The sequence below is a fragment of the Novosphingobium sp. genome (assembly GCF_030699305.1).
Taxonomy (GTDB): domain Bacteria; phylum Pseudomonadota; class Alphaproteobacteria; order Sphingomonadales; family Sphingomonadaceae; genus Novosphingobium.
This window is the reverse complement of sequence record NZ_JAUYNB010000031.1, coordinates 52,491-78,853: the sequence shown is the minus strand read 5'-3', so window position 1 is coordinate 78,853 and position 26,363 is coordinate 52,491. Positions and strand designations below refer to the sequence as shown.

Sequence of the window (26,363 nt, the reverse complement as noted above, 5' to 3'; positions counted from 1 at the left end):
GGATTCAGTTAAAGCCGTGTGGTGGCAGGAAAGTTACAGTAGCCCCGGCTCCGCGCCTTATTCCGCCGTCCAGCCGCCATCCATGCTTATATTCGTACCGGTGATGTTCGCTGCGGCATCCTTGCACAGGAACACCGCCATTTCGCCGATATCGGATGGCTGGACGAACTTCTTGGTCGGCTGGCGCTGCAACAGTACATCGTTGATCACCTGTTCGCGCGTCAGCCCGCGCGCCGCCATCGTATCGGGGATCTGGTTTTCGACCAGCGGCGTCCAGACATAGCCCGGACTGATGCAATTGGCGGTGATGTTGTGCGTCGCCAGTTCCAGCGCGAGGGTCTTGGTCAGTCCGGCCAGACCGTGCTTGGCCGAGACGTAGGCTGCCTTGAACGGCGATGCGGTGAGCGAATGGGCGCTGGCGGTGTTGATGATCCGCCCCCACCCTGCGGCCTTCATGTGCGGGATCGCGAGCCGGCAGGCATCGAACGCCGCCGTCAGGTTGAGCGCGATGATCGTGTCCCACTTTTCGACCGGGAATTCTTCCACCGGGGCGACGTGCTGCATCCCGGCGTTGTTGACCAGGATGTCGATCGGCCCGGCCCCGGCCATCAGCGCCTCGACCCCGGCGCGCTGCGACAGGTCGGCAGCGACGTGGACCGCGCCCAGTTCAGCGCAGAGCGCGGCAATCGCGGCTTCATCGCCAAAGCCTGACAGCACCACATCGGCCCCTTCGGCCCGGAGCGACCGCGCAATGGCGAGGCCGATGCCCGACGTTGAACCCGTTACCAGCGCCCGTTTGCCCGAAAGGAACATTCCCGACTCCAACCCTATGAGAAAACACGTTACACGCGGGCATTGCCGCTGGGTCGCAGCCCTGTCCAGCGTCTTGGCCAAAGTTGCATGGCCGTTGTTTTGAGAGGTAGCGCGATGCGTCTTGACGATTTCGATCCCAACGCCGTGAATGTCGAGGATCAGCGCGGCGGGGGCGGCGGATTCCGGATGGGCGGCGGGGGCGGCAAGATCGGCTGCGGGACGCTGGTAATCGCGCTGATCGCGGCGGTCGTGTTCGGGGTCGATCCCACCCAGATGCTGGGCGGGCTGCAACAGATGCAGCAGGCCGGACCGGAAGTGGCCGGACCTGCGCAAGGCGGTTCGACTATTTCCGAAAGCTGTTCGGTCGATGCAATGAGCCGCGAAACCTGCAACGCGCTGTCCTCGCTCAACAAGACCTGGGAACCGATCCTCCGGGCGTCCGGCACCGCGTTCGTGCCGCCCAAGCTGGTGTTCTATGCCCAGTCCGGCAATTCCGGTTGCGGCGCGGCGCAAAGCGCGATGGGTCCGTTTTATTGCCCCAGCGACAACGGGATCTACATCGACACCGATTTCTACCGCGAGATGGAACAAAAGCTGGGTGCGGGCGGCGATTTTGCCCGCGCCTATGTGATCGCCCATGAATATGGTCACCATATCCAGACCATCACCGGCATCTCCGAGCAGATCAGGAGCGCCCAGGCGCAGAACCCGCAGGCTGCCAACCGGTTGCAGGTGCGGATGGAATTGCAGGCCGATTGCTACGCCGGGGTCTGGGCCGCCAAGAACGCCGACCGGATCGAACCGGGCGACATGGAAGAAGGGCTGAACGCCGCGCACTCCATCGGGGATGACACCCTGATGAAAAAGGCGGGACGCCGCCCGGTTGAGGCATCGTTCACGCACGGCACCAGCGAACAGCGCATGACCTGGCTGAAGCGCGGGCTGGAAAGCGCGAGCGGGGACGCCTGCGATACGTTTGCTGATCTGCGATAGCCGCCCCGATTTGCGATAGCCTGTTGCCTGCAGGCGGCGGGACTGGTTGGGATTTGCGGCTGGGTGTGACACTGTCCGGACCATGCGCTTTACCCCTGCCCTGTTGCTGTCGCTGATCCTGATGGGCACCACTGCCCCGCTGCTGGCCAGTCAGGAGCAGGAAGCGGACAAGCCCGTAACCAACCGCGACGTCAGCGCAGGCGATGTGGTGCGCACGCCGATTTCCGATCTCAACTTGCGCAAGGGTGATATTCCCGACCTGCTGATCGCCGCGCAGGCCGATCCCTATGGCGTCGCGGATTTGCGCAAATGCCCGCAGCTGTCCGCTGCCGTGGCGGACCTTGACGCCGTGCTGGGGGATGACATCGATCTGCCGACGGACGGCAAGCCGAAAATATCCGCCGGGCGCGTCGCCCAGGCGGCGGTCGGTTCGTTCATCCCGTTTCGCGGGCTGATCCGCGAGATTTCCGGCGCGAATGAGCAGGACCGCCGGTTGCTGCTGGCCGTACAGGCCGGGTTTGCCCGCCGCGCCTTCCTGAAAGGTTACGGGCAGGCACGCGGCTGCCGCTATCCCGCGCGCGCCGCGCCGCTGCAAATGCAGGCGTCGGCCCCTGCGGCAACTGCCAAATCTTCCGCCAGGGAGAAGCGCCAGCGCGGGCAGAAGGTCCAGTTCACGTCTCAGCCGGTCGTGCAAAAGGTCGACTGATCGGCCATCCTGCGTTAGCCCTGCGGTCATGCGCCTGACCGACTGCCACAACATCGACGATTTCCGCCGCCTCGCACGGCAGCGGCTGCCCTGGCCCGTGTTCGATTACATCGACGGCGCGGCGGACGATGAACTGACCAAGGTGCGCAATACCGAAGCCTATGCCCGCGCCGATCTGGTGCCGGACGTGCTGGTTGGGGTCGACACCATCGATACCAGTTGCACCATCCTGGGCCGCACCAGCGCCTTGCCGCTGATCCTGTCTCCCACCGCGCTGCAACGCGTGTTCCACTGGCAGGGCGAACGCGCCGTCGCCCGCGCGGCAGCGAAGTTCGGGCTGTGGTTCGGCATTTCCAGCCTGGCCACCGTCTCGATCGAGGAGATCGGGGCGATGGGTGACAATCCCAAGATGTTCCAGTTCTATTACCACAAGGACCGGGGCCTCAACCGCAGCATGATCGAACGCTGCCAGGCGGCAAAGTTCGATGCCATCGCGCTGACGGTCGACACCATCGTCGCCGGCAAGCGCGAACGCTGCTCCCGCAGCGGGTTCACCTCACCCCCGAAGTTCACCGCCCGCAACCTGCTGGGCTATGCGATGAAACCGCGCTGGGGGCTGGATTACCTGCTGCGCGAAAAGTTCGCACTGCCCAACCTCGACACCCACGTCAGGGAAGGCACCGGCGAGGCTGTGTCGATCGCGGGCTATTTCAACACCATGCTCGACCAGTCGATGGACTGGAAAATGGCCGGGCAACTGCGCGAGGACTGGGGCGGCAAGTTCGCGCTGAAAGGCGTGATGAGCGTGTCCGACGCGCGCCGCGCGGTGGCAATCGGTGCCGACGCCATCATGATTTCCAACCACGGCGGCCGCCAGCTGGACGGCAGCCGTTCCCCCTTCGACCAGCTCCCCGAAATCGTCGATGCGGTCGGCGGGCAGATCGAGATCATCTGCGACGGCGGCGTCCGGCGCGGCACCCACGCGCTGAAAGCGCTCTGCGCCGGGGCCACGGCGGCATCGGGCGGCCGCCTCTACCTCTATGCCCTCGCCGCTGCCGGTCAGGACGGGGTCGAACGCGCGCTGGGCATCCTGCAGGACGAAATCGAACGCGGGATGAAGCTGATGGGCGTCACCCGCGTCGATCAGTTGACGCCAGACCGGCTGCGCTGGCGCTGATCGGGCGGTTTTGGGGTGCCTGAGCGTTCAAGCCGTGTAACAAGCCTGAAATGCCCCGATTGATTTAAAACGACTTTCTCCAGGTTAGTTGATGAAAGTCGTCCTCTGGGCAATGTTTTTGCAGCAACGGGGCAGCCCTGCCCGGTGGAGCGCCATGCGTGAATCCAACACTGTCAAAGAACCGTTCCCCAGTGTGACAGCATGACGTGATGTAGGAAAACGCAGGCTTTGCCTCGACGCGCCCGGCATCCTCGACGGCGAGGTCAAACGCGGCTTGAACCTGACGCCGATTGCATTACTTTGGCAACGCGGGCCGGGCCCCTCTGGCGACCAGACCGGTCGTGATGTCGGACCGCATCGGGTGTGCCCGATGCCGGTTTGCTGAATATTCGCCATGCCGGTGCGTGGGCCACTCGTTTCTGAACGACGAAACGAGGAACTTGCCAGTGACCGACATCAATCGATCCAGATCCGTGGCGCTCTATGCCCCGCTGGGCAGCTTCGCCGTGGACCGGGGGCCTGCAGCATACGCACCGGCACTCTGTCAGGCGATCGGTGCCAGCCTGACCGGACTATTGTTCAACATCGAGGCCAATACCGCTCCGTCCGCCGAAGCACGCAGCTTTGCCGTGCTGGAACAGGAAGCGCGCGATCGTGATGGCATCAACGCCGACAATGCCGCGCAATTGGAACAGCACTGCTCCGCCCTGGGTGTAACCGCCCGCACCGTGACCGCGATTGACCATTCGCACGGACTCATCAACTACATCGCCGACCATGCGCGGCTGCACGATGCACTGGTGATCGGATCGAACCGTTCCGGCCCACTCAGCGACCGGATCATTGCCGAAAATCTGCTGTTCGAAACGGGTCGCCCGCTGCTGGTTGTTCCGGCTGCGCACGACGGCAGTTTTGCGGCGCAGCGGATCGTGGCCGCGTGGGACAACACCCGCAACGCCGCCCGGGCACTGGGCGATGCGCTTGCCCTTCTGCCGCAAATTGCCGAAATCGTGCTGGTCATGATCGGTGATGACAAGGCGATCTATTCAACCCTCGATCACGCCGATCTGACAGAAACCCTGGCCCAGCGCGGCATTGCTGCACGGGTCGAGCAACGGCGTCTGAACGGCCGCAAGATCGGCGACGCCCTGCAGGACACCGCGATAGAACTGAACGCCGACCTGCTGGTCATGGGCGGCTGTGGTCATTCACGCTTGCGTGATTTCCTGCTGGGGGGAGCCACGATGAGTGTGCTCGACAACCCGCGCCTGCCGGTCCTGCTGTCGCACTGAAAGAAAAAGGCCGGGGTTTTGCGCCCCGGCCTTTTTTTCATTTTCTTGCGAATGCGCGGCTTAGTAAACCCGCTTCTTCGGCTTGATGTAGTCCACGTCGTCGGTCAGCGTGAATTCGTGCACCGGGCGGTAGTCGATCCTGACCTCGCCGCCCTTGCCGCCCCAGCCGTTGAACCACGCGGCGGTGTGCTTCATCCATTCGGCGTCGTTGCGATCGGGGAAATCCTCGTGCGCGTGGGCGCCGCGGCTTTCCTTGCGGTTGTGGGCGCCGTGCAGGGTGACGCTCGCCTGGCTGATCAGGTTGTCCAGTTCCAGCGTTTCGACCAGATCCGAATTCCAGATCAGCGAGCGGTCGGTGACGTGGATGTCTTCCATCCGCTGGTAGGTTTCGGCCAGCTTGACCTTGCCTTCCGCCATCAGTTCATCGTTGCGGAACACGGCGGCATGGGTCGACATGATGCGCTGCATATCGGTGCGCACTTCGGCCGTGGGCGATCCGCCCTTGGCGTTGCGGAAGTGGTCGAGCCGGGTCAGCGCGAGGTCGGCGCTGTCCTTGGGCAGGGCCTGATGCGCGGTCTGCGGCTTGATCAGTTCCTTCAGGCGGTGACCGGCGGCGCGGCCGAACACCACGAGGTCGATCAGCGAGTTCGAACCCAGACGGTTGGCGCCGTGGACCGAAACGCAGGCCGCTTCGCCCACCGCGAACAGGCCGGGGACGATCGTTTCCGGATTGCCGTCCGCGCCGATGGTCACGACTTCGCCGTGATAGTTCGTCGGAATGCCGCCCATGTTGTAGTGCACGGTCGGCACCACGGGGAGCGGCTGGCGGGTCAGGTCGACCCCGGCAAAGATCTTGCCCGATTCGGTGATCCCCGGCAGGCGTTCGCCCAGAACCTTGGGATCGATGTGATCGAGGTGCAGGTAGATGTGGTCCTTGTTCGGACCGACGCCGCGCCCTTCGCGGATTTCCAGCGCCATCGAGCGCGAGACGACGTCGCGCGATGCCAGATCCTTGGCCGAGGGGGCATAGCGCTCCATGAAGCGCTCCCCTTCGGAATTGGTCAGGTAGCCGCCTTCGCCGCGCGCGCCTTCGGTGATCAGCACGCCCGCGCCGTAGATGCCGGTCGGGTGGAACTGCACGAATTCCATGTCCTGCAGCGGCAGGCCCGCACGCAGGACCATCGCCCCGCCGTCACCCGTGCAGGTGTGGGCCGAAGTGGCAGTGTAATAGCTGCGGCCATAGCCGCCGGTTGCCAGCACCACGGCCTTGGACCGGAAACGGTGGATCGAGCCATCGTCCATGCACAGCGCAATCACGCCGCGGCATTCGCCGTTTTCCATGATCAGGTCGATCGCGAAGTATTCGATGAAGAAGTCCGCGTCGTACTTCAGGCTTTGCTGATAAAGCGCGTGGAGCATGGCGTGGCCGGTGCGGTCCGCCGCGGCGCAAGTGCGCTGCACCGGCGGGCCTTCGCCCATGTTCTGCATGTGGCCGCCGAACGGGCGCTGATAGATCGTGCCATCGGCGTTGCGCGAAAACGGCACGCCCGCGTGTTCCAGCTCATACACCGCCTGCGGCGCTTCGCGGACCATGTATTCGATCGCGTCCTGATCGCCCAGCCAGTCAGACCCCTTGACGGTGTCGAACATGTGCCAGGTCCAGTGATCGGGCGAATTGTTCATGAGGCTTGCGGCGATCCCGCCCTGCGCGGCCACGGTGTGGCTGCGGGTGGGGAACACCTTGGTGATGCACGCGGTCTTCAGGCCGGCTTCGGCGCTGCCCATCGTGGCGCGCAGGCCAGAGCCGCCCGCGCCGACGACGACGGTGTCATACGTATGATCGATGATCTTGTAGGCAGGCGCGGACATCAGGCAGCTCCCAGCGCGAGGCGAACGATGCTGAACAGGCCGAAAGCGGCCCCGGCAAAGGCGGAAAGGTTGAGCAGCGCCATGCAGGCGAACTTGTTGGCGTGTTCGTGGACGTAATCCTCGATCAGCACCTGGATGCCCAGCCGCGCGTGCCAGAACACCGACACGATCAGCAGCACCATCGCGGTGGCCGGGATGCCGCCCGAAATCCATTCGCGCACGGTCTTGAAGTCATAGTCCGGCAGCGTCACCAGCGAGATGATCAGCCACAGCCCCAACACCAGGTTGCCAATGGCGCTGAACCGCTGGACCAGCCAGTGATGTGCCCCCGAGTGCGCCGAGCCAAGCCCGCGCACGCGTCCGATCGAAGTTCCGTTACCCATGTTCCAGCACTCTCAACGCAGGATCGTCGCCCAGGTGGCGACAGTCAGCACGATGGCAATGATCGGTGTAATCACCGACCAGAAATTGTTGCTTTTCAGTTCAAACCCCGCGCCGATATCCAGCACGAAGTGGCGCAGACCAGAGCACATGTGGCTGAAAAACGCCCAGGACAGCCCGATCAGCACGACCCGGCCATACCAGGCGGTCGCGTGTGCGGTGAATGCGGCATAGGCAGCTTCGCCGCTGACCAGCGACCCCAGCCACCACAGCAGCAAACCCAGACCGGCAAAGGCCAGCGCGTTGCCGGTGACGCGGTGCAGGATCGAGATCGCCATCGCCGGACCCCAGCGCCAGATCTGCAGGTGCGGCGAAAGCGGGCGGTTGTTCACTCCGGCCATGCGGCTGTTCCCTTTCGTGACTCTGATCGGACGCGAACGCGCCCGTGTTCGAGCCAACCCCATAACCAAAACGCGGGGCCGTGCAAGCGGTCCTAAGGGCTTATCTGACTTGTCGAAGGCTACGCCCTGCGCCAATGGCATGGGATGAGCACACTTACCGCCCTTGTCACCGGATCGTCGCGCGGGATTGGCGCGGCCATCGCCGCCCAGCTGCGCGCGCGCGGCGTCACCGTCATCGGCCATGCCACCCGCGCGGTGGATGCGCACACCATTGCCGCCGACCTGACCGATCCCGGCGCACCCGCGCGGATCTGGGCCGAGGCGCTGGAGCGCAGCGGCGGGCGGATCGACCTGCTGGTCAACAACGCGGGCCTGTTCAGCCCCAACCCGATTGCGCTGTCGGACATCGCCTGGCTGGACAACTGGGAAGACACCCTGCGCATCAACCTGACGGCGGCGGCGGAACTGTCCCGCTTTGCCGTGAAGCACTGGCTTGACCGGGGCGCGGCCGGGCGGATCGTCCACATTGCCAGCCGCGCCGGCTATCGCGGCGATTCGCCCGATCACTGGCACTATGCCGCCGCCAAGGGCGGGATGATCGCCATGCACAAGACCATCGCCCGCCAGTATGCCGCGCGCGGCGTGATGAGCTATGCGATCTGCCCCGGCTTCACCGACACCTCGATGGCCGACGATTATCTGAGCAGCCGGGGCGGCGCCGGGCTGCTGGCCGACATTCCGCTGGGCCGGGTGGCGACTCCGGACGAGATTGCCGCCATCGCCACGTTCTGCGGCCTCGATGCGCCGGAAAGCATGACCGGCGCAGTGCTGGATGCCAACGGGGCGAGCTATGTTCGCTGACGCCCCCCACCACCCCAAAACCCCCTCCTCTGAAGAGGATGGGGCTTCACGGCGGCGCTCTCGACTCCCCCTCCTCTTCAGAGGAGGGGGCCGGGGGGTGGTGAGCGGTCTTGCCCTTGCGCTGCTGCTCGGCGCCGCCCCCGCCCCGCTGGCGAGCCCGCCGGGTGCCAGCAAGGACATCGCGGGGGCCTGCGCGGGGCGTGACGGCTGGTCCGATCCGGCTCCGCCGACGCATATCCATGGCCGCAGCTGGTATGTCGGCACGTGCGGGATCACCGTGGTGCTGGTCGAAACCGCTGCCGGGCTGGTGCTGATCGATACCGGCCCGGAAGAGGCCGCGCCGCACGTGCTCGCCAATATCCGGGCGCTGGGGTTCGAGCCCCGGCAGGTCAAATGGCTGCTGATGACGCATGAACATTTCGACCATGTCGGCGGCATGGCTGCGATCCAGCGGGCGACCGGCGCGCGGCTGGCCGTGGGTGAGGACGCGGCCGCTGCGATGCGCAACGGTCAGGCCGATGCACACGACCCGCAAGCGACTTGGCTGGCGAAATATCCGATGGCCCCCGTCCGGGTCGACCGCACGCTGCGCCATGGCGGCGCGCTGGTGGTGGGCGGAACACGCTTCACCCTCCACGCCAACCCCACTCATTCGCCCGGATCGACCAGCTGGACCTGGCAAAGCTGCGCAGCGGACCAGTGCCTGACGGTGGCCTATGCGGATTCCACGAACACGATTTCCGCCGACGATTACCATTTTACCGCCCACCCGGACCGGATCGAGGCAGCCCGCGCCGGGCTGCGTGTGATCGAGGCCTTGCCGTGCGACGTACTGCTGACCCCGCATCCGGGTGGCAGCGCCCTGCTGGAACGGCTTTCCGGCAGGGCAGCGCTCGCCCAGCCGCGCGCCTGCATCGCCTATGCCGCCGGGGGGAGCGATCGCCTCGCCAAGCGGCTGGCCAGGGAGGCGGAAAGCAAATGACCAGCTGGAAACTCACCACCTACGCCCCCCGCGCCGTGATCGAAGGCGCGCTGCTGGCGCATGAGGACGCGCTCGACTGGGACGCAGACATCGTCATATCCGGCAGCGAAATCGCCGAGGACAAGCCGGACGACTGGCGGCTGGAAGCGTGGCTGCCGCGCAAGCCATCCCGCGCCGACAAGGCCGCGCTGACCGGCCTGTTCGCGGGCAAGCCGCCCAGGTTCGATCTGGAGCAACTGCCCGAAACCGATTGGCTGACCGCCAGCCAGCAGGGGCTGGAGCCGATCCGCGCCGGACGGTTCCATGTTCACACGCCAGACCATCCGCCGCTGAACGAGCCGGGGGTGCGCGATTTCTGCATTCCGGCCAGTCAGGCGTTCGGCACCGGCCAGCACGCCACGACCGCCGGGTGCCTCGCCATGCTGGACGCGATGAAGCGCAGCGGCGTGGCGGTGAAGAACTGCGCCGATATCGGCACCGGCACGGGCCTGCTGGCCTTCGCCGCGCTGGACCTGTGGCCGCGTGCGCTGGCCACGGCGAGCGATATCGATCACGTCTGCGTCGGCGTGGTGGAAGACAACGCCGCGCTGAACGGCATAGCAATAGGTGCGCGGCCCGGTGAACTGATCATGCTGGTGGCCGATGGGATGGACCATCCGCTGCTGGCCGCACGCGGGCCATATGATCTGGTGATCGCCAATATTCTGGCCGGACCACTGATTTCACTCGCCCCCGATTTTGCCCGCACACTGGTGCCGGGTGGGCACTTGCTGCTGGCCGGACTGCTCGAAACGCAGGAACCGCAAGTGCGCGCCGCCTGCCGCCGCGCCGGGATGCGGCTGGCGGGACGGCTGGTGAACGGTGACTGGTCGATCCTGTGGCTGCGCAAACGCGGCGGCGGCCGGGTCTACGGCTCACGCCCCGGCACGCTGCCCGAATAGTCGCGCCGGAGGTGAGCGCCCGGAGTCTGTGAAGCTCTTGCGCAAATTGCCCCTCCCCGGTGGGGAGGGGTTGGGGTGGGGTTTATACCTCGACAGGATAGGCCCCCATCCCACCCCTTCCCCACCGGGAAAGGGCTTTTGCGATTGGACAGTCCCTAGAACCGCGCGAAATGCTCCAGCCTGATGCGGGCAGTGGTATAGGATGCCAGCCCGTCATGCCGGTAGACCCGCACGCCTTCCGCCCGGAACGTCAGGCCGGCCGGTCCGAACAGCCGCCCCGCCGCGCCGCCGCCCAGTTCCTCGAACCGGTTGTCGCGCAGCCCCTTGGTGTCGAACCCGGCCGCGCCGTGGAGATAGGCGTCAAACGCCCAGCGCTCACTTTCCGCCAGTCGCAGGCCGGGGCGGACGCGGGCGGTGAACAGCACGTTGTCGTCATAGCGGGAATAATAGATCCCGTCGGCATAGACGTCCGCGACCGGGCGGATGCCACCGCCGTCGCGCGGGGCCATGTTCCAGTCATTGAAATAGAGAAACCCGCCGCGCAGATCGCCGCGCCAGCGCGTTCGCCCCCGGTCGGCCAGATCATAAGCCGCGCCGCCTTCGACGAACAGCGCCAGGCCGGTCAGCGGGCGAACCCGCAGGCCCACCGCCAGCGCAGCCATGTTGTCGGTAAAGACCTGCGGCCCGAATGGTCCGCTGCCAGAGCGGCTGTCGGCATTGATCCGCACGCCCAGATAGCCTTCGACCATCGGACTACCGGCCAGCACCACGCCGACCCGCGCCTGGACCGGCAGTACCGCCATGTCCCAATGCGAGTTGTACTCAGGCGCTGCGTACGTTTCGGCAAAGACATCGCCCTTGCCCGCCGCGCCGGCTGCGTTATCGGCCTCACTGAGATAGGCGAGTTCGCCCCGTGCCGCGTCATCCGCCGGGTCCACTTCGACCGCGCGGGTGAACGCCGCCAGCGCCCCGGCCCGCTGGCCCAGCGCCTTGCGGATATAGCCGATCTGCCGCCACAGGTCCGCGCGCTCCGGCTGGATCGCGACCGCGCGTTCGAACCACGGCAGCGCTTCGGCCTGACGGTCCTGCCGGAGCAGGTAATAGCCCGCTTCCAGCTGGATGCGCGGATCGTCCGGATAGCCCGGCGCGGCCTCTGCCAGCGCTGCAAAGGCGGTGGCCGGGTCCTGCGGCGCCTGCGCGTAATAACGGTTCAGCACAGCTTCGGGACTGGCATGGGCCGCCCCGGCACCAACCAACGCCGCCCCCGCGAGCAGCGCAGCGGCCAGACGGGACCAGCGGACGGGCACACCCGGACCGAACGTCATTTCTGCCCCCCGGCTTGCGCCAGCACCCCGTCCAGCAGGCTCAGCGCGGCGCGGGTAAAGGTCACCATGTTGCCGATCCGGTCATCGCTGGCGGTCTCGGTCACGCGGACCTGTTCCACGCCGGGACCGACGACCGCACAAGCGCTGATCCCCGATGCCACGCCCAGCGGGTGCGCGCTGCCCCCGGCGGAACCGGTTTCGGCAATGCCCCACTCCGCCCCGAACCGGTCCCGGATCGCGCGGGCCTGAAGCACGGCATATTCGCTCGTGGCGGACCGCATTCCGGCATAGGCATCACGCGGCAGATCGAACAGCACATCGCGGGCGCGCAGCGAATAGACGATCCCCCCGCCGACATAGAATTGCAGCGCCCCCGGAACGGTCAGCAACGCTGCGGCGATCAGCCCGCCGGTTGACCCGTCCGCCACCGCGATTTTCTCGCCCCGCGCTTTCAGCGCTTCGGCGATCCGCGCCGCAATCGGGTGAAATTCGTTGAGCACAATTAAATCACCTCGGCATTAAGTCGATAACCTACAGGAACTGACACCAGTGCGCTTCGGAGACAATCGAGATTGGGGCTCCCCCTTGGCGGAGTTCACAAGCCCTCAAAATTTTGGCACCCATTGAAGAATGTTTCCATGAGTCAGTCGCATAACTCCCGATAACCAGATAATCTGTCTTGCGAGTTAGGGAACCGATTTCACCGTTTCGTTCAAGCACGGCACGTTCGCAATCTTTCCTTTGGCCATAGGAAAATGTTCCTGTGAAGACAAACTGTTGGCCCTCAAAAGTGACTGAGGGAGCTGGACTGCAAAGCGGCAAAGTTGTCGATTTCAGCGCTTCACCTAGCTCAATTTCGCTTCCGCCAAGATTCTGCAAGGTCTCGAACAGATCGGCGTGCTCGTCTTGATCCATCACTCCATCCTTCAGGACTGCGTTCACCCGCACCCACAGAGTCTGGAGTAGAGGTTGATCACTTACCGAAAGACTTGCTGCTAACCATCCTTGAAGGAACTCAACTTCACTCTGATTCAATGTTCCGTCTGCACATAAACCACGAGCCAAGCCGATCATCTCGTCCATTTGACGCGCGGAAATGCGGTCGTTTGAGACCTTGTTAAAAAAAGAGTTGTCCTTGGTCATGCGTATCCCCAAGTTTTTCTACTCGGCCAGTGACTTGAAGCCATTCCTGCTCAGTCATCACTTTAATTCCTAATTCCAAGGCTTTCTTACGCTTTGACCCGCCACCCTCTCCAACAACCAGGATGTCGGTGCTGCGGCTGATTGACGCAGCCACACGCGCGCCTAATTTTTCCGCCAAGGCCTTTGCTTCGTCACGCCCCATCGTAGCTAATGTGCCTGTGAAAACAATGGTTTTGCTTGTCACTTCACTCAGGACAACTTCAATTTCGAAATCTTGCGGGTCAACCTCGTTAAGCAGGTCAGTCCACACTTCGCAATTGTGTGTTTCATGGAAAAAGTCTGCAAGCGCAAAAGCGGCAGAAGTTCCGATACCCTGGGAATTGACCGCTAATATTTTCCGCACTGATTCAATCATTCTCGCGTTGAAAGACGCCTTGCTTTCCTCGACCTCTTGCTTCGCATATTGGCGCAACAAATATATTTCGTTCGCCAATTTGGGTAAAACCCTCAAATCCCGAACGCCCTTCATTAGCTCGCGAGCCGTGACTTCTCCGATTTCTGGAATTCCAAGAGCTATGAGAAATCTAACTGAGTCTGGCGTTCGCTTTGCTTCAATCGAAGCGAGTAACTTCTCCGTAGATTTGAGGCGCTTACCCTTTGGGCCAGCCATCTCGTTCTTATATTTCTTCAATCGGAAGATATCTGCTGGATTTTTAATCCAATCCTTTGCGAGAAAATCCCGAATTTTTCTCTCGCCCAGCCCCTCGATATCGAGCGCACCCCGGCTGACGAAGTGCTTCAGCCGCTCGGTCCGCTGCGCCGGGCAGACCAGCCCGCCGGTGCAGCGCACATCGACCTCGCCTTCCTCAGCCACCGCTTCGCTGTCGCACTGCGGGCAATGATCGGGAAAGGCAAAGGGCGCGCGCGGTTCGTCGCGGGTCAGGTTTTCGACCACTTGCGGAATCACATCGCCCGCGCGCTGGATCACCACCCGGTCGCCGATCCGCACCCCCAGCCGCGCGATTTCGTCGCGGTTGTGGAGCGTGACGTTGGAGACGACCACGCCCCCCACCGTTACCGGGGTGAGCCGCCCTACGGGTGTCAGCTTGCCAGTGCGGCCAACCTGAATGTCGATGGCTTCCAGCGTGGTTTCGGCGCGTTCGGCGGGAAACTTGTGCGCCATGCCCCAGCGCGGCGCCTTGGCGACAAAACCCAGCCGCTCCTGCCAGTCGAGCCGATCGACCTTATAGACCACCCCGTCGATGTCATAGGGCAGCTCCGCCCGCTCCCGCTCGATCCGGCGGTAGTGGTCCAGCATCGCCGCGGTATCGGCGCAGCGCACCAGCAGCGGGGATACCGGCAGCCCCCAAGCGGCAATCGCCTGCATCACCTCCAGCTGGGTCGCCCCCGGAACCGCGCTCGCCGCGCCCCAGCCGTGCGCCCAGAACCGCAAGGGGCGGCTGGCGGTGACGCTGGCGTCCTTTTGCCGCAACGATCCAGCGGCGGCGTTGCGCGGGTTGGCGAAGACCTTGTCGCCCTTTTCTGCCTGCGCGGCGTTGAGCGCGGCGAAATCGGCCTTGCTCATGAACACTTCGCCGCGAATTTCGAACACGTCCGGCACGTTGCCGCGCAGGATTTGCGGAATGTCGGCAATGGTCGCGACATTGGGCGTCACGTCCTCACCCACCTGCCCGTCCCCGCGCGTCGCCGCGCGGACCAGCAGGCCCTTTTCATAGCGCAAGGAGCACGACAGCCCGTCGATCTTGTCCTCCGCCGTCATCGCCACTTCGGCGTTCTCCGGCAGCGCCAGGAACCGCCGCACCCGCGCGACGAATTCGGCCACGTCCTCGTCCGAGAACGCGTTGTCGAGGCTCATCATCCGCACTTCATGGGTGACTTTCGACAGCGGCGATGCAGCGACTTCATGCCCGACCTGACGGCTGGGCGAATCAGGGCGGATCAGGTGCGGATAGGCCGCTTCCAGTTCCGCATTACGCCGCACCAGCGCGTCATAGTCCGCGTCGGAAATCTCCGGCGAATCCTCGGCATGATACAGCTTGTTATGCCGCGCGATCTGGCGCGCCAGCCGCATCAACTCGTTGGCGGCGTCGGCTTCGGATATCGGGTTCATGCCGCCTGCTCCCCCTCCTCTTCAGAGGAGGGGGCGTTCATCAAGCAAGACTCCTCCCCCTCCTCTTCAGAGGAGGGGGCTGGGGGGTGGTGCAGCGCCCCAGCCCAGCGATTGCCCCGTTCTGCCAGAACATCCGCCAGCATCGTCAGCACCCCGTCGCAATTGCGCATCACATCCTCGTTCGTGAACCGCACGGTCCGGTATCCGCTTGCGCGCAGCATCCGCGCATCGCGCAGGCGGTCTGTGTCCGCATCGTGCGTATCGCCATCAAGTTCGATCGCCAAGCCCTTGGCAGGACAGAAGAAATCGACAATCCGGTTGCCGATCACGGCTTGCCTGCGGAACTTGTATCCGGCGAAACGGCGGTCGCGCAGCTCCATCCAGAGCTTGCGTTCGGGCTCGGTCGGGTTGCGGCGCATCGCGGCGGCGCGTTGCAGCAAGGTTTGGCGTGTTACGCCACCACCCCCAACCCCCTCCTCTGAAGAGGAGGGGGCTTTAGCGGCCTGCCCCCGCTGCTTCGAAGAGGAGGGGGCTTTAGCGACCTGCCCCCCCTCCTCTTTAGAGGAGGGGGCCGGGGGGTGGTGGAGCCCCATCACACCCGCTCCAGCAACCGGTCCGCTTGCGCCCGCGCCTCTGGCGTCACTTCCGCGCCGGACAGCATCCGGGCGATTTCCTGCCTCCGACCGTCCGCGTCGAGCAGGTGGACCGAGGTGCGCGTCACCGTCCCCTCGCTCGATTTCGCGATCACGTAGTGGCGGTTGCCGCGCGCGGCGACTTGCGGGCTGTGCGTGACGGCCAGCAACTGGCCCCCGCTAGCCAGCCGCGCCAAGCGCTCACCAATCGCCGACGCTACCGCACCGCCAACGCCGCGGTCGATTTCGTCGAAGATCACTGTCGCCGCGCCGCCCTGCTCCGCCAGCGCAACCTTGAGCGCGAGGATAAAGCGCGAGAGTTCGCCTCCGCTTGCAATCTTGCCCAGCGGGGCGAAATCCGCGCCGGGGTTGGTCGAGATCAGGAATTCCACGCCGTCGCTGCCGCTTGGCCCCCAGCGGTCCTCCGGCAAGGCGGTCACGCTGGTGCGGAAGCGGGCCGCGTCCAGCTTGAGCGGGGCGAGTTCCGCCGCCACCGCCGCGTCCAGCCGCTCCGCCCCGGCGCGGCGCAGCGCGGAGACTTCGGCGGCCAGCGCGCGATAGGTATCGCCCGCCGCCTGCGCCGCCGCTTCCAGCCCGGCCAGCGCCGCTTCCCCGCCCTCGATCGCATCCAGCTGCTCGCGCATGCTGCGCATTTTTGCTGGCAGGTCATCGACCTGGCAGGAATGCTTGCGGGCCAGTGCGCGCAGATCGAACAGGCGGGTTTCGATCCGGTCGAGCGCGGCGGGATCATGGGCCAGGACTTCAACCGCGCGGGAAATCTTGTCCTCGGCCTCGCCCGCCTCGATCACGGCGCGGTCCAGCGCTTCCAATGCCTCGGTCAGCAGGGGATGCTCCGCCGCGATCCGGTCCAGCCGCCGCGCCGCGCCGCGCAGGGCCGCCAGCGCCGAATCCGAGCCGGTCCAGAGGTGCTGCAATTCGGCCAGATCGCCGGACAGCCGCTCCCCCTTCTGCATATCAGCGCGGGCGGCGGCGAGGTCTTCCTCCTCGCCCTCCACCGGGGCCAGCGCGGTCAGTTCAGCCAGATGCGCCAGCAGCAGATCGCGGTCCGCCGCCGCCTGCGCAATCGCTGCGCGGCGTTCTTCGAGCGCGCCCGCCGCAGTGCGCCACGCTTTCCACGCCGCATCCATGCCCGCCCCGTCGGCGCGGGCATAGCGGTCCAGCAGCTGGCGATGCCCGCGCGGATTGACCAGCCCACGGTCGTCGTGCTGGCCGTGCAGTTCCACCAGAAACGGCGCGAGTTCGCGCAGCAGCGCCGCGCTGACCGGCTGGTCGTTGACGAAGGCCTTGGACCCGCCGTCCGCTTTCAACCGGCGCTTGATCAGCAACGGCTCGCCCGGTTCGACGTCCACTTCCGCTTCGGCCAGCACGGCCCGCACTCCGGCGGGCAGCTGGGCAAATTCAAAGCTGGCGACCACGCTGGCCTGCTCTTCCCCGCCGCGCACCAGCCCGCTGTCGGCCCGGTTGCCCAGCACCAGCCCCAGCGCGTCGAGCAGGATCGACTTGCCCGCCCCGGTTTCCCCGGTCAGCACGCCCAGCCCATGCCCGAAATCGAGGTCCAGCGCCTCGATCAGCACGATGTTGCGGATGGATAATCTGGTCAGCATGTTCGCGACTCGTTCTAGCGAACATGCACGCGCGCGCAAATCCCCCTGCCGAGATTGGCAGGGGGATTATCCGGAAATCAGAACGTCGCCTTGATTGTCGCACCAAAGGTACGCGGATCGCCCGGCTGCCCGGTGATCAGCCCGGTGTTGCCGCCGGGCACGTTGAGCGCTTCGAAGAATTGGACGTCGAAGGCGTTGCGCACCCAGCCGAAAATGTCGAACCCGGCATCGGTGCGGAAACCGAGGCGGAAGTTGTTCAGCGAATAGCCGTCCACCCAGGTGTAGGCCGAGGGCGAGGGATTGGACGAGAAGCTGGAGCGATAATTGCCGTCAAACCCCAGATAGACCTGCCCGTCCTGCCCCAGGAACTTCGCCGGAACATTGTATTCCGCACCGTAACTGAAGGTCCATTCCGACACGCCGGGCAGGCGCTGGCCGGATATGTCGCAATTGGCCGGGCTGTTGGTGCCGGGGACGCCCGGCGCGCCGATCACCGCGCCGCTGCCACCGCCCGACAGTTCCGGCGGGCACGGCGCGTCGACGAACTTGCGGTACTTTGCATCGTTGTATGCGCCGTTGACGTAGACGTTGAACCGGTCACTCGGCCGCAGTGAAAAGTCGACCTCGATCCCTTGCGAACGAACCTGCTGGGCATTGGCCAGATAGCCGCGCACCAGCCCCAGGCTGCCATTGGTGACTTGTGCCTGATAGTCCGTGATGTCGGTGCGGAAGATCGACAGATTGAATGTCGCCTTGCGGTTCCAGAACTGCGCCTTGATCCCGGCCTCATAGTGGTTCAGCGATTCCGGCAGGATGGTCTGCGCCGCCAGCGCCGGAACGCCGGTGGTATCATTGGGGACGCCGTTCTGGTTGATCCCGAACGACTTGAAGGTCTTGGCATACGTCGCATAGGCCAGCACATCGGCCGCCAGTTCGTAACTGAGCGTCAGGTCATAGCTGAAGTTCCAGTCGCTGCCTTCTGGCGCGTAGGATTGCGGTGCAAAGATCGCCAGTTGCGCCGCCTTCACCGCCCCGGACTGGCCCAGCAGCACCGGATTGCCCAGCCCATCGAACACCTTGCGGTCGTAGAAGCCCTTCTTCTTGTCATAGTTCAGCCGCACGCCCGGCTGGATCGACAGGGCATCGGTAACTTTCCAGCTGGCCTGCCCGAACAGCGCCGCGCTGGTGTTGATGAGGTACTGCGTGTTCAGCGCCGTCAGCCCGTTCAGCACCGCCGGATCACCGGCCAGCGCATTGGTCGGATTGATGTTCCAGCGGCTCGACGCGGGGCCGTGCTGTTCAGTCCCCTGCGTGTCGATCCGCTGGTGATAGGCGAACGCACCCAGCACGAAATCCAGCTGGTCCCCGCTCTGCGAATAGCGGAACTCCTGCGTGTATTGATTCTGCTGCGATGGGTTCTGTGATTTCGTGACGATCGGCAGGCCGGTGAAATCGCGGTCGTTTTCCGGCTTCCAGTCCCAGAACCGCCACGCCGTCACGGAAGTAAACTCACCCGCACCCAGATCCCATTTGATCCGCAGCGATGCCCCGCCGATCTTGTTGCCCGCGTTAAGGTTGGCGTCGATGTCGGTCAGCCGGTCAAACGCGTTGGTGCTGACCACGGTAAAGTTCTGCGCGGCGGCCAGCGCGGCGTATTGACGGGCCAGCGGTCGCTGGGTCGATCCGGTGCGAACATAGACCGTGCCGCAGCATTCCGGATTCTGCGCGCTGTAGTCCCCGGCCAGCGTGATATCGAGAGTATCGGTGGCGCGCAGCAGCAGTTGGGCGCGCAGGCCGAGGTTGTCCTGTTCGTTGATCCAGTTGCCGCTGGTAACGTTGAAGATCGTGCCCCGGCGGCTGGTGGACGACAGCGCGATGCGCGCGGCCAGCCGATCGGACAGCGGACCGGAAACCGCCGCCTTGGCCTGCTTGAAGCCGAGGTTGCCGACGGTTACTTCGGCGCGGCCTTCGAAGTCGAACGTCGGCTGGCGGGTCGCGATGTTGATCGCACCGGCCGTGGTGTTCTTGCCATAGAGCGTGCCTTGCGGGCCGCGCAGCACTTCGATCTGGGCGACGTCCAGAAAGTCGAACGTCGATGACGCCGCGCGCGAATAATAGACGTCGTCGACATAAATGCCTACGCCCTGCTCGATCCCGTCGTTGGTCAGGCCGAACGGCGCGCCCAGCCCGCGAATGTTCGCGGCGCTGTTGCGCGGGTTGGAGGAATAGAACGTCACCGACGGGGTCAGCTGGGTCAGACGGCCGACATTGAAGCTGCCGGTGTTGTCGATATGATCGCCGCCTACTACCGAGATCGCCAGCGGCACCTCTTGCGAGGTTTCCTGACGGCGGCGGGCCGTGACAAGGATTTCCTGTTCCGGAGCGGTCGCGCCGGTACCGGCCGCGGAAATCTGCTGGTCATCGGCGGGTAAACCGGCAGCCAGCGCGGGAACCGCGATGAACGCGGCGGACGTGACAAGGGCGGTGCGGACGAACGAATGCATTTCCAATTCCTCTGAAGGGTATTGGCCGCATCCGGTGGTCCGGTCTGCAACGGTGGTGGGTGGCTTTGGTATCGGGTTAACGGGTTCGGGCAGGTCCGGTCATGCGCGGCCGGACCTGCCCGGCGGAGGGCATCAGCCGAAGCGCTGCCGCTCCGTAACATCGAGCTGGACGACCCGGCCTTCATGGACGGTCAGCTGGACCACCCCGAATCGCAGCTTGCCGACCGCCCGCGAAACGGCATCGAGCACGGACTCTGGAATCCGGCCGGGCGGGCTGTTGCGGTTGGCGGCAGGCGGCAAGACTGGGTGCTCCATCGGTCGGCTCCTTCGCCGCCGACACTAACTCTACCTTATAGATAGACAAGTGCAGATTCGCTTCCACGCGATGAAGCGCAACTTTTGTGCGCCGGACCGCTGCAGGCCCGCTTGTGTAACCGAACCGTCACCGCCCTGCCACGCAACCGCAACTTTCGCGGCGCAGTGGAGGGTTCCGAGTTGGCCCATTCCGGAGAGCGCCATGGCAAGTCGGATACGCACCACGATCAGTAACCTGCCCGCCTGGCTGGACCTGCCTGAACCACAAGCATTCCGGCCCAAGCAGCGCTATCGCACGATCTGGATTTCGGACATCCACCTGGGCACGCGCGGCTGCAATGCGGTCATGCTGCTGGATTTCCTGCGCTCGGTCGAATGCGATGTGCTCTATCTGGTCGGCGATATTCTGGATGGCTGGCGGCTGCGCAAGGGCTGGTACTGGCCCGATGCGCACAACGAAGTGGTCCGCCGCGTGCTCAAGATGGCACACGGCGGCACACGCGTGATCCTGATCGCGGGCAACCACGACGAGATGCTGCGCCCCTATGCGGGGATGAGCTTTGGCGGGGTCGAAGTGGCGCTCGATGCGATCCACGTCACCGCCGATGGTCGCCGCCTGCTGGTGACGCACGGCGACAGTTTCGACAGCGTGGTGCTCTATGCCCGCTGGCTCGCGTTTCTGGGGGACCAGGCCTATTCCGTGCTGCTGCGGCTGAACGTGGTGCTGAACGCGGTCCGGCGGCGGTTCAAGCTGCCGTACTGGTCGCTGTCCGCCTATCTGAAAAAGCGCGTCAAGAACGCGGTCCAGTTCATCGGCGCGTATGAGGAAGCCGTGGCCCATGCCGCGCGTGACCAGTTCGTCGACGGGGTGGTGTGCGGCCACATCCACAGTGCCGAAATCCGCCAGATTGGCGACATCACCTATTACAACGACGGCGACTGGGTCGAAAGCTGCACGGCGCTGGCCGAAGCGCGCGACGGCACGATCAGCCTGATCGACTGGGCCGAGGAATGCCGCCTGCGCGCGGCCAAGGGCACTGTCACCACGGTTTTGGAAGAGAAGGAATACGCATGAGGATCGCGATCTGCACCGACGCCTGGCACCCGCAAGTCAACGGCGTGGTCCGTTCGCTGGCGATGACCGTTCATCAGCTGGTTCAGCGCGGCCACGCGGTGGAACTGGTGACGCCCGATCAGTTTCACACCCTGCCCCTGCCCGGTTACAGCGAGATCCGGCTGGCGCTGGCCCCGCGCTTTGGCACGCGGCGGACGCTGACGGCGTTCGCGCCGGATATCGTCCATATCGCGACCGAAGGCCCGATCGGCTGGAGCGCGCGGCGCTGGTGCCTGGCCAACGCCGTGCCGTTTACCAGCGCGTTCCACACGCGCTTTCCCGATTATGCCGCGCTGCGCACCGGGCTGGATGCGGAACGGTTCTGGCCGCTGATGCGCCGGTTCCACGCCGCCAGCCGCGCGGTGCTGGTATCGACCCCGGCGCTGGGCGTTGAACTGGCCACGCGCGGCCTGCCGCAGTGGCGGCTGTGGTCCCGGGGGATCGACCGCGAGGTATTCCGCCCCGGTCATGCTCCGCTGCCCGAACTTGCCGCATTGCCCGGCCCGATCATGCTGTATGTCGGGCGGGTTGCCGCCGAAAAGAACCTGCCCGCGTTCCTCGACACCCCCGTCACCGGCACCAAGGTGGTGGTCGGCGAAGGGCCGGAACTGAACCGCTTGCGGCTGCGCTATCCCGAAGTCCGGTTCATGGGTGCGCTGACCGGCGAGGATCTGGCGCGGGCCTATTGTTCAGCCGATGTGTTCGTGTTCCCCAGCCGGACCGACACCTTCGGGCTGGTCCTGATCGAAGCGCTCGCCTGCGGGCTGCCCGTTGCTGCATTCCCGGTCCCCGGTCCGCTGGACGTGCTGGGGCCGGACGGGCGCGGCACGGATGGCACGATGCCCGCCACGGTCGGCGTGCTGAATGAAAACCTGGCCTACGCGATCCAGCGGGCACTGCGCCTGGATCCGCTGGCAGCGGCGGTCTATGGGGCCAGCTTCGGGTGGGATCGGGCGACCGACCAGTTCACCGACGCGCTGACCGAAGCGCTTACTCAGCCGCTTGCTGTTCCTGCACCGACGCATCGGGAAATGGCGGTTCCAGCGTGATCTGATCGGCCAGGCTGACCCGGTCCAGCATCGCCGCCATCTCATCGCGCAGGGTCAGCATCAAGCCGCGCAGGCGGCAATCGGCTTCGGGCAGGCAGTTCTGGCAGGTTTCGTGCGCGTTGCGGCTGGCGCACGGGACCAGCGCCAGGCTGCCGCGCGTCAGGCGGATGATGTCGCCATACCGGATATCGACCGGGGCCAATCCCAGTTCATAGCCGCCGTCCCGCCCGCGGTGCGAGATAACCAGTCCCTCGCGCACCATTTCCGCCAGAATAACGGTCAGGAACTTGCGCGGGATGTTCTGCGTTTCCGCGATGGTATCCAGCCGCACCGGACCCTGCCGCCAGGTGTCGGCAAGGTGCTGCAAGGCGCGGATCGTATAGCGGGTTTTCTGCGATAGCATAAGCGGGGCTTATCAGCGCCCGCCCACGCCAAATGTCAACCGGCTGGGTAGAAAGTTTTGGCCTGTGGCGTTATTGCCGCATGGCAGCGCTTACGAAACCTGCGTTCCGGCCGCGTGCTTCTGCATCAGGTCGAACGCCTTTTGATACCATTCACTGCCGGGATAGTTCGATCCCAGCACGGCAGCAGCCTTTTGCGCTTCTTCCGGAATGCCCATCGCCAGATTGGTTTCCACGATCCGGAACAGCGCCTCAGGCGTGTGGCTGGTGGTCTGATATTGATCAACCACGGTGCGGAACCGCAGCGATGCGGCCAGCCAGCGGCCCGACCGTTCATAGAACCGGCCGATTTCCATTTCCTTGCCCGCCAGGTGATCGTTCACCAGATCGATCTTCAGCCGCGCATCCGACGCATAGCGGGTGCCCGGATAGCGCCGGACCACTTCGTTCAGCGCGTTGAGTGCCAGCAGCGTGTTCTTCTGATCGCGCGACACGTCGCTGATCTGTTCGTAATAGCACAGTGCGATCAGGTAATAGGCATAGGGTGCATCGCGGTTGCCGGGGTGAATTTCCAGAAAGCGCTGCGCGGCCTGCGTGGATTTGTTGTAATCCTTGGCCACGTAATAGGAGAACGAGCTCATCAGCTGGGCCCGGCGCGCCCAGGGCGAATAGGGGTGCTGACGCTCGACCTCATCAAACAGCGCAGCGGCGACGCGGGTATCACCCCGGTCCAGCCGGTCTTTCGCGGCGCGATACAGCGTATCGACGTCGCGCGCGACAAACGCGGTGTCGCGCGGCTTTCCGCCTCGTCCGCCACAACCGGCGGTCAGCGAAATCGCCACAGTGGCGGCGGCAAGAATGGCGAGCTTCAGCGGAGAACGAGCGTGCATGGGACGGCCTATAACCACCCCCAGCCTGAACGCCAAGTGAAGTTGCAGTGTTGTGCCCGATCCCGCGTCATCGCGGCCTATTCCCAATATGCGATGCAGCGCACCTCGATCGAGTTGCGCGTCCGGGTATCTGGCAGGCTGGTATCGTGAAACGCGGTGTGCGGGCAGCGCCACGTCACCTCGTGGTCACTGTCATAGAACTTGAACAACAGCACATCATCTGCCGCCATGTTCGAAAAATACCACCACCGGTGGGCAGCGCGGTACCGAAAGATCGACGCGGCGACCCGCTGGTCCTCGCCCGCAACCGGCGCGATCAGATCATCGCCAGTCGGGAACTCGTCCACCACGAACAGCGTGTTGTTGGCGGTTTCATCGCCCACCACGGACCGCCCGTCCATCACCGCCAGCGGCCAGTCCTGCGGCCCCGGAGAGAACGTGCGCCAGAACGAAAAGCAGCAGTGCCGCCGGTAGCCCGGCCCGTCCGGCCGCCGCTCCGCATAAATCCGTGCGCCCGTGCGTTCACCGGTCAGCGGGTTGTAATCGACATGCGCCTCGCCCGCCGGGGGCTGGAGGCCGCCGACGTGCTGGTAATTTTCCACCTTTTCCTGCGCGCGTGCGGTCAGGTCCGCCGATGTCCGGATCATCCAGCCTTGCGCCGCGACAAAGCTCGCCCCGGTGAGCGCCGCAACCGCGCGCTCCACATCGGCGTTGTAGAGCAGGTTGATCGCGCCGGTATCCGCGAAGTCCGCCACCGGGGCAGGCCACTTGCCCAGCATGAAGCCATGGGTATCCAGCGTGAAGTGATCGCGGATCGGCATCCCGTCACGCACCGGCATCGGATGATCGACGTAATCCCCGGTGTTCATTTCCGCGCCGCAGCTGACATAGCGCCGGGTGATGTAATCGCCGTCCCCCAGATAGCGGATCAGCGCGGGCGCAACGCGCGCATCCGCCTCAATCGCCGCATAGTCCGTGCTGGCGGCGGTGCCGGTTGCCATGTCTCTCTCCAGTGCATTTGTATGCTTCACCGACAATCTTATCGATTGTCAGGACACTGGCAAGCGGAACTGGCTGAATGCGAAACCGGCGGGGATCAGCTCTTCAGTTTCCAGCCGCTGCGAAGCAGGCGATACAGCACCAGCGCCAGCACCACGTTCAGCACGCCCAGCCCGACCGCGCCGTGCAGCACCGCCAGGTTGGTATCGCCGATATCGCTCTGCCCCAGAAAGCCGAAGCGGAAGCCGGAAATGACATAGAAAAACGGGTTCAGGCGGCTGATCGTCTGAAACAGCGGAGCCAGGTTGTCGATCACATAGAACGTGCCCGACAGCAGCGACAGCGGCGCGATCACGAAGTTGGTGACCGCAGCGTTATGATCGAACTTTTCGGCCCAGAGCGACGTCATCAGCCCGACCAGCGCCAGCATGATCGAACCCATCAGGCCAAACCACGCCACCGCCCAAGGGTGCGCCATCGTCAGGTGCACATCCGGCCACAGCAGCATTGCACCATACAGCGCGAGGCCCACCAGCACCGCGCGCGTGACCGCTGCGCCGGTCATTGCCAGCATCAGTTCGCCCTCGGACAGCGGCGGCATCAGGTAATCGATGATCGTGCCCTGGATCTTGCCCGCCAGAAAACTGAAGCTGGCATTGGCAAAGGCATTCTGCATCATCCCCATCACGATCAGCCCCGGCGCGACGAACGTGGCGAAGTTCACACCCAGCACCATCCGCCCTTCACGTCCCAGCGCGACCGTGAAGATCACCAGAAACAGCAGGGTGGTAACGGCCGGTGCCCAGATCGTCTGGGTCTGCACCTTGAAAAATCGGCGCACTTCCTTCATATAGAGGGTCCAGAGCCCCAACCGGTTGATCCGGTGGATCACGGGCACTCCCTGCGCCGGAAAGTTGCGTTGTCCCACACCCGGTTCGGGAAGATGGGCAGACGAAGCTGCGGGTGCAGGAACAGGTTGATCGGCCATGCTGTGGCGACTATCGCCTTGCCTTCAATGTGGCAAGCGGGACACACGGTATCGGCCCCGCAAGGAAGTGGACAGGGAATGAGCTGGACCGACGAACGGATCGAAAAGCTGACCAAGATGTGGGAAGGCGGCTCCACCGCCAGCCAGATCGCGGAGGAGCTTGGCGGCGTCAGCCGCAATGCCGTGATCGGCAAGGCGCATCGTCTGGGGCTGAAAGCGCGCCCCTCGCCCGTAAAGGCGAATGAAAAGCCCGGCGACAAGTCGGCCGCCACCCCGGCCCCGGCCAAAGCCGTAAAACCTGCGGCGGAACCGGTTGCGCCGCGCGTTGCAGCCGCGCCGCCGCGCGCTGCTGCACCATCTCCGGCAGTGTTCCCGGCGGCGGCAGCCCCGCGTGCGGCCGCAGCCCCCGCTGCTGCTGCCGCTGCGGCCCCCGCAGCGGGCGACGCCCCGCCCGCCGCGCCGCAGCCGCGCATCGTTTCGGTCGGCCCCGGCGGCTTTCTGCGCCAGGGCCCTGGCGATCAGCAGGCCCCGATCCCGCCCGCCCCGCCGCGCCGCCTGGTCCCGGCCAAGCCCAGCCCGGAAATCGCCGACAAGACCGGCCTGCTCGACCTGAACGACCGGATCTGCCGCTGGCCGATGGGCCATCCGGGTGAAGCGGACTTTCACTTTTGCGGCGAAAAGGTGAACCCCGGCTTCCCCTATTGCGTCGAACACTGCGGCCGCGCGTTCCAGGCCCAGTTGCCGCGCGGACATCGCCGCCCGCCGCCGCCGCTGCCGTTTGGCGGTCCGCGCGTCCGCTAAGCCGGCCCGATCAGCGGTCTTTCGGCCTTG

26 protein-coding genes are annotated in these 26,363 nt (G+C 64.9%); 10 read left to right on the top strand and 16 right to left on the bottom strand.

Annotated elements, in window-relative coordinates; genetic code table 11:
* Positions 1–57: 57 nt before the first annotated feature.
* Positions 58–813 (bottom strand): 3-hydroxybutyrate dehydrogenase, encoded by a 756-nt coding sequence (locus Q8Q53_RS12540; RefSeq protein ID WP_305702112.1) that lies wholly within the window; start codon positions 811–813, stop codon positions 58–60.
* A gap of 114 nt (positions 814–927) precedes the next feature.
* Between Q8Q53_RS12540 and Q8Q53_RS12535 the strand changes: the two genes are divergently transcribed.
* From Q8Q53_RS12535 to Q8Q53_RS12520, 4 genes are all read left to right on the top strand, one after another.
* On the top strand, positions 928–1,806 hold the full coding sequence (locus tag Q8Q53_RS12535; RefSeq protein ID WP_305702111.1) for a neutral zinc metallopeptidase: 879 nt from the start codon (positions 928–930) through the stop codon (positions 1,804–1,806).
* An 82-nt stretch (positions 1,807–1,888) separates the two neighbouring features.
* Complete coding sequence (locus Q8Q53_RS12530) at positions 1,889–2,512, top strand: hypothetical protein (protein ID WP_305702110.1); 624 nt, start codon at positions 1,889–1,891, stop codon at positions 2,510–2,512.
* A gap of 28 nt (positions 2,513–2,540) precedes the next feature.
* Positions 2,541–3,689, top strand: coding sequence for an alpha-hydroxy acid oxidase (locus Q8Q53_RS12525; protein ID WP_305702109.1), 1,149 nt, complete (start codon positions 2,541–2,543; stop codon positions 3,687–3,689).
* A 446-nt stretch (positions 3,690–4,135) separates the two neighbouring features.
* On the top strand, positions 4,136–4,981 hold the full coding sequence (locus tag Q8Q53_RS12520) for a universal stress protein (RefSeq protein WP_305702108.1): 846 nt from the start codon (positions 4,136–4,138) through the stop codon (positions 4,979–4,981).
* A 60-nt stretch (positions 4,982–5,041) separates the two neighbouring features.
* Here the strand turns inward: Q8Q53_RS12520 and sdhA are convergent, their stop codons facing one another.
* Genes sdhA through sdhC form a run of 3 tightly spaced genes read right to left on the bottom strand, consistent with a single transcriptional unit; the run spans position 5,042 to position 7,632 of the window.
* Entirely contained in the window at positions 5,042–6,850 is a 1,809-nt protein-coding gene (gene sdhA / locus Q8Q53_RS12515) for a succinate dehydrogenase flavoprotein subunit (RefSeq protein ID WP_305702107.1), read from the bottom strand.
* Entirely contained in the window at positions 6,850–7,233 is a 384-nt protein-coding gene (gene sdhD, locus Q8Q53_RS12510) for a succinate dehydrogenase, hydrophobic membrane anchor protein (protein WP_305702106.1), read from the bottom strand. The genes sdhA and sdhD overlap by 1 nt, the downstream gene beginning before the upstream one ends.
* Positions 7,234–7,245: 12 nt before the next feature.
* Entirely contained in the window at positions 7,246–7,632 is a 387-nt protein-coding gene (gene sdhC / locus Q8Q53_RS12505) for a succinate dehydrogenase, cytochrome b556 subunit (RefSeq protein WP_305702105.1), read from the bottom strand.
* Positions 7,633–7,776: 144 nt separating this feature from the next.
* Between sdhC and Q8Q53_RS12500 the strand changes: the two genes are divergently transcribed.
* The 3 genes from Q8Q53_RS12500 (at position 7,777) to Q8Q53_RS12490 (ending at position 10,416) form a co-directional block, all read left to right on the top strand.
* The gene (locus tag Q8Q53_RS12500) at positions 7,777–8,493 is read left to right on the top strand and encodes an SDR family NAD(P)-dependent oxidoreductase (RefSeq protein WP_305702104.1); all 717 of its coding nucleotides are present in this window, start codon (positions 7,777–7,779) and stop codon (positions 8,491–8,493) included.
* 100 nt (positions 8,494–8,593) lie between these two features.
* Positions 8,594–9,475: a subclass B3 metallo-beta-lactamase gene (bla, locus tag Q8Q53_RS12495; protein ID WP_305702103.1), complete on the top strand. Its 882-nt coding sequence runs from the start codon at positions 8,594–8,596 to the stop codon at positions 9,473–9,475.
* Positions 9,472–10,416 carry a 50S ribosomal protein L11 methyltransferase gene (locus Q8Q53_RS12490; RefSeq protein ID WP_305702102.1) on the top strand — a complete coding sequence of 315 codons (945 nt, stop codon included), beginning with the start codon at positions 9,472–9,474 and terminating at the stop codon, positions 10,414–10,416. The genes bla and Q8Q53_RS12490 overlap by 4 nt, the downstream gene beginning before the upstream one ends.
* Before the next feature lie 155 nt (positions 10,417–10,571).
* Here the strand turns inward: Q8Q53_RS12490 and Q8Q53_RS12485 are convergent, their stop codons facing one another.
* From Q8Q53_RS12485 to Q8Q53_RS12450, 8 genes are all read right to left on the bottom strand, one after another.
* Positions 10,572–11,741, bottom strand: coding sequence for a hypothetical protein (locus Q8Q53_RS12485; protein WP_305702101.1), 1,170 nt, complete (start codon positions 11,739–11,741; stop codon positions 10,572–10,574).
* Positions 11,738–12,241 (bottom strand): CinA family protein, encoded by a 504-nt coding sequence (locus Q8Q53_RS12480; protein ID WP_305702100.1) that lies wholly within the window; start codon positions 12,239–12,241, stop codon positions 11,738–11,740. Before Q8Q53_RS12480 ends, Q8Q53_RS12485 begins: the two co-directional genes overlap by 4 nt.
* 31 nt (positions 12,242–12,272) lie before the next feature.
* A complete protein-coding gene (locus tag Q8Q53_RS12475; protein ID WP_305702099.1) occupies positions 12,273–12,884 on the bottom strand; it encodes a BRCT domain-containing protein in 612 nt (203 codons plus the stop codon).
* A complete protein-coding gene (ligA, locus tag Q8Q53_RS12470; protein WP_305702098.1) occupies positions 12,859–15,015 on the bottom strand; it encodes an NAD-dependent DNA ligase LigA in 2,157 nt (718 codons plus the stop codon). Before ligA ends, Q8Q53_RS12475 begins: the two co-directional genes overlap by 26 nt.
* Positions 15,012–15,455: an endonuclease domain-containing protein gene (locus tag Q8Q53_RS12465; protein WP_305702097.1), complete on the bottom strand. Its 444-nt coding sequence runs from the start codon at positions 15,453–15,455 to the stop codon at positions 15,012–15,014. The genes ligA and Q8Q53_RS12465 overlap by 4 nt, the downstream gene beginning before the upstream one ends.
* Before the next feature lie 152 nt (positions 15,456–15,607).
* Entirely contained in the window at positions 15,608–17,272 is a 1,665-nt protein-coding gene (gene recN / locus Q8Q53_RS12460) for a DNA repair protein RecN (protein WP_305702096.1), read from the bottom strand.
* Positions 17,273–17,349: 77 nt separating this feature from the next.
* Entirely contained in the window at positions 17,350–19,776 is a 2,427-nt protein-coding gene (locus tag Q8Q53_RS12455) for a TonB-dependent receptor (RefSeq protein WP_305702095.1), read from the bottom strand.
* Between the two features lie 132 nt (positions 19,777–19,908).
* Positions 19,909–20,091: a YezD family protein gene (locus tag Q8Q53_RS12450; RefSeq protein WP_305702094.1), complete on the bottom strand. Its 183-nt coding sequence runs from the start codon at positions 20,089–20,091 to the stop codon at positions 19,909–19,911.
* A 202-nt stretch (positions 20,092–20,293) separates the two neighbouring features.
* Here Q8Q53_RS12450 and Q8Q53_RS12445 point away from each other — a divergent pair, with 202 nt between their 5' ends.
* Positions 20,294–21,166, top strand: a complete 873-nt coding sequence (locus Q8Q53_RS12445) for a UDP-2,3-diacylglucosamine diphosphatase (RefSeq protein WP_305702093.1) — start codon at positions 20,294–20,296, stop codon at positions 21,164–21,166.
* Positions 21,163–22,254, top strand: coding sequence for a glycosyltransferase family 1 protein (locus tag Q8Q53_RS12440; RefSeq protein WP_305702092.1), 1,092 nt, complete (start codon positions 21,163–21,165; stop codon positions 22,252–22,254). Before Q8Q53_RS12445 ends, Q8Q53_RS12440 begins: the two co-directional genes overlap by 4 nt.
* Here Q8Q53_RS12440 and Q8Q53_RS12435 read toward each other — a convergent pair.
* The 4 genes from Q8Q53_RS12435 to Q8Q53_RS12420 form a co-directional block, all read right to left on the bottom strand.
* Complete coding sequence (locus tag Q8Q53_RS12435; RefSeq protein ID WP_305702091.1) at positions 22,196–22,657, bottom strand: Rrf2 family transcriptional regulator; 462 nt, start codon at positions 22,655–22,657, stop codon at positions 22,196–22,198. The two genes, Q8Q53_RS12440 and Q8Q53_RS12435, sit on opposite strands and share 59 nt — an antisense overlap.
* Before the next feature lie 90 nt (positions 22,658–22,747).
* Positions 22,748–23,545 (bottom strand): outer membrane protein assembly factor BamD, encoded by a 798-nt coding sequence (locus Q8Q53_RS12430; RefSeq protein ID WP_305702090.1) that lies wholly within the window; start codon positions 23,543–23,545, stop codon positions 22,748–22,750.
* A gap of 77 nt (positions 23,546–23,622) precedes the next feature.
* Positions 23,623–24,546: a CmcJ/NvfI family oxidoreductase gene (locus Q8Q53_RS12425; protein ID WP_305702089.1), complete on the bottom strand. Its 924-nt coding sequence runs from the start codon at positions 24,544–24,546 to the stop codon at positions 23,623–23,625.
* Between the two features lie 95 nt (positions 24,547–24,641).
* Complete coding sequence (locus Q8Q53_RS12420) at positions 24,642–25,532, bottom strand: ABC transporter permease (RefSeq protein WP_305702088.1); 891 nt, start codon at positions 25,530–25,532, stop codon at positions 24,642–24,644.
* Between the two features lie 78 nt (positions 25,533–25,610).
* Between Q8Q53_RS12420 and Q8Q53_RS12415 the strand changes: the two genes are divergently transcribed.
* Positions 25,611–26,333, top strand: a complete 723-nt coding sequence (locus tag Q8Q53_RS12415; RefSeq protein ID WP_305702087.1) for a GcrA family cell cycle regulator — start codon at positions 25,611–25,613, stop codon at positions 26,331–26,333.
* Positions 26,334–26,363 lie beyond the last annotated feature (30 nt).

Excerpts from the sequence above, each read along its gene's own strand:
- Q8Q53_RS12540 (WP_305702112.1), bottom strand. The coding sequence starts at position 813 with ATGTTCCTTTCGGGCAAACGGGCGCTGGTAACGGGTTCAACGTCGGGC.
- Q8Q53_RS12535 (WP_305702111.1), top strand. The coding sequence starts at position 928 with ATGCGTCTTGACGATTTCGATCCCAACGCCGTGAATGTCGAGGATCAG.
- Q8Q53_RS12530 (WP_305702110.1), top strand. The coding sequence starts at position 1,889 with ATGCGCTTTACCCCTGCCCTGTTGCTGTCGCTGATCCTGATGGGCACC.
- Q8Q53_RS12525 (WP_305702109.1), top strand. The coding sequence starts at position 2,541 with ATGCGCCTGACCGACTGCCACAACATCGACGATTTCCGCCGCCTCGCA.
- sdhA (WP_305702107.1), bottom strand. The coding sequence starts at position 6,850 with ATGTCCGCGCCTGCCTACAAGATCATCGATCATACGTATGACACCGTC.
- sdhD (WP_305702106.1), bottom strand. The coding sequence starts at position 7,233 with ATGGGTAACGGAACTTCGATCGGACGCGTGCGCGGGCTTGGCTCGGCG.
- sdhC (WP_305702105.1), bottom strand. The coding sequence starts at position 7,632 with ATGGCCGGAGTGAACAACCGCCCGCTTTCGCCGCACCTGCAGATCTGG.
- Q8Q53_RS12500 (WP_305702104.1), top strand. The coding sequence starts at position 7,777 with ATGAGCACACTTACCGCCCTTGTCACCGGATCGTCGCGCGGGATTGGC.
- Q8Q53_RS12490 (WP_305702102.1), top strand. The coding sequence starts at position 9,472 with ATGACCAGCTGGAAACTCACCACCTACGCCCCCCGCGCCGTGATCGAA.
- Q8Q53_RS12485 (WP_305702101.1), bottom strand. The coding sequence starts at position 11,741 with ATGACGTTCGGTCCGGGTGTGCCCGTCCGCTGGTCCCGTCTGGCCGCT.
- Q8Q53_RS12475 (WP_305702099.1), bottom strand. The coding sequence starts at position 12,884 with ATGACCAAGGACAACTCTTTTTTTAACAAGGTCTCAAACGACCGCATT.
- ligA (WP_305702098.1), bottom strand. The coding sequence starts at position 15,015 with ATGAACCCGATATCCGAAGCCGACGCCGCCAACGAGTTGATGCGGCTG.
- recN (WP_305702096.1), bottom strand. The coding sequence starts at position 17,272 with ATGCTGACCAGATTATCCATCCGCAACATCGTGCTGATCGAGGCGCTG.
- Q8Q53_RS12455 (WP_305702095.1), bottom strand. The coding sequence starts at position 19,776 with ATGCATTCGTTCGTCCGCACCGCCCTTGTCACGTCCGCCGCGTTCATC.
- Q8Q53_RS12450 (WP_305702094.1), bottom strand. The coding sequence starts at position 20,091 with ATGGAGCACCCAGTCTTGCCGCCTGCCGCCAACCGCAACAGCCCGCCC.
- Q8Q53_RS12445 (WP_305702093.1), top strand. The coding sequence starts at position 20,294 with ATGGCAAGTCGGATACGCACCACGATCAGTAACCTGCCCGCCTGGCTG.
- Q8Q53_RS12440 (WP_305702092.1), top strand. The coding sequence starts at position 21,163 with ATGAGGATCGCGATCTGCACCGACGCCTGGCACCCGCAAGTCAACGGC.
- Q8Q53_RS12435 (WP_305702091.1), bottom strand. The coding sequence starts at position 22,657 with ATGCTATCGCAGAAAACCCGCTATACGATCCGCGCCTTGCAGCACCTT.
- Q8Q53_RS12430 (WP_305702090.1), bottom strand. The coding sequence starts at position 23,545 with ATGCACGCTCGTTCTCCGCTGAAGCTCGCCATTCTTGCCGCCGCCACT.
- Q8Q53_RS12425 (WP_305702089.1), bottom strand. The coding sequence starts at position 24,546 with ATGGCAACCGGCACCGCCGCCAGCACGGACTATGCGGCGATTGAGGCG.
- Q8Q53_RS12420 (WP_305702088.1), bottom strand. The coding sequence starts at position 25,532 with ATGGCCGATCAACCTGTTCCTGCACCCGCAGCTTCGTCTGCCCATCTT.
- Q8Q53_RS12415 (WP_305702087.1), top strand. The coding sequence starts at position 25,611 with ATGAGCTGGACCGACGAACGGATCGAAAAGCTGACCAAGATGTGGGAA.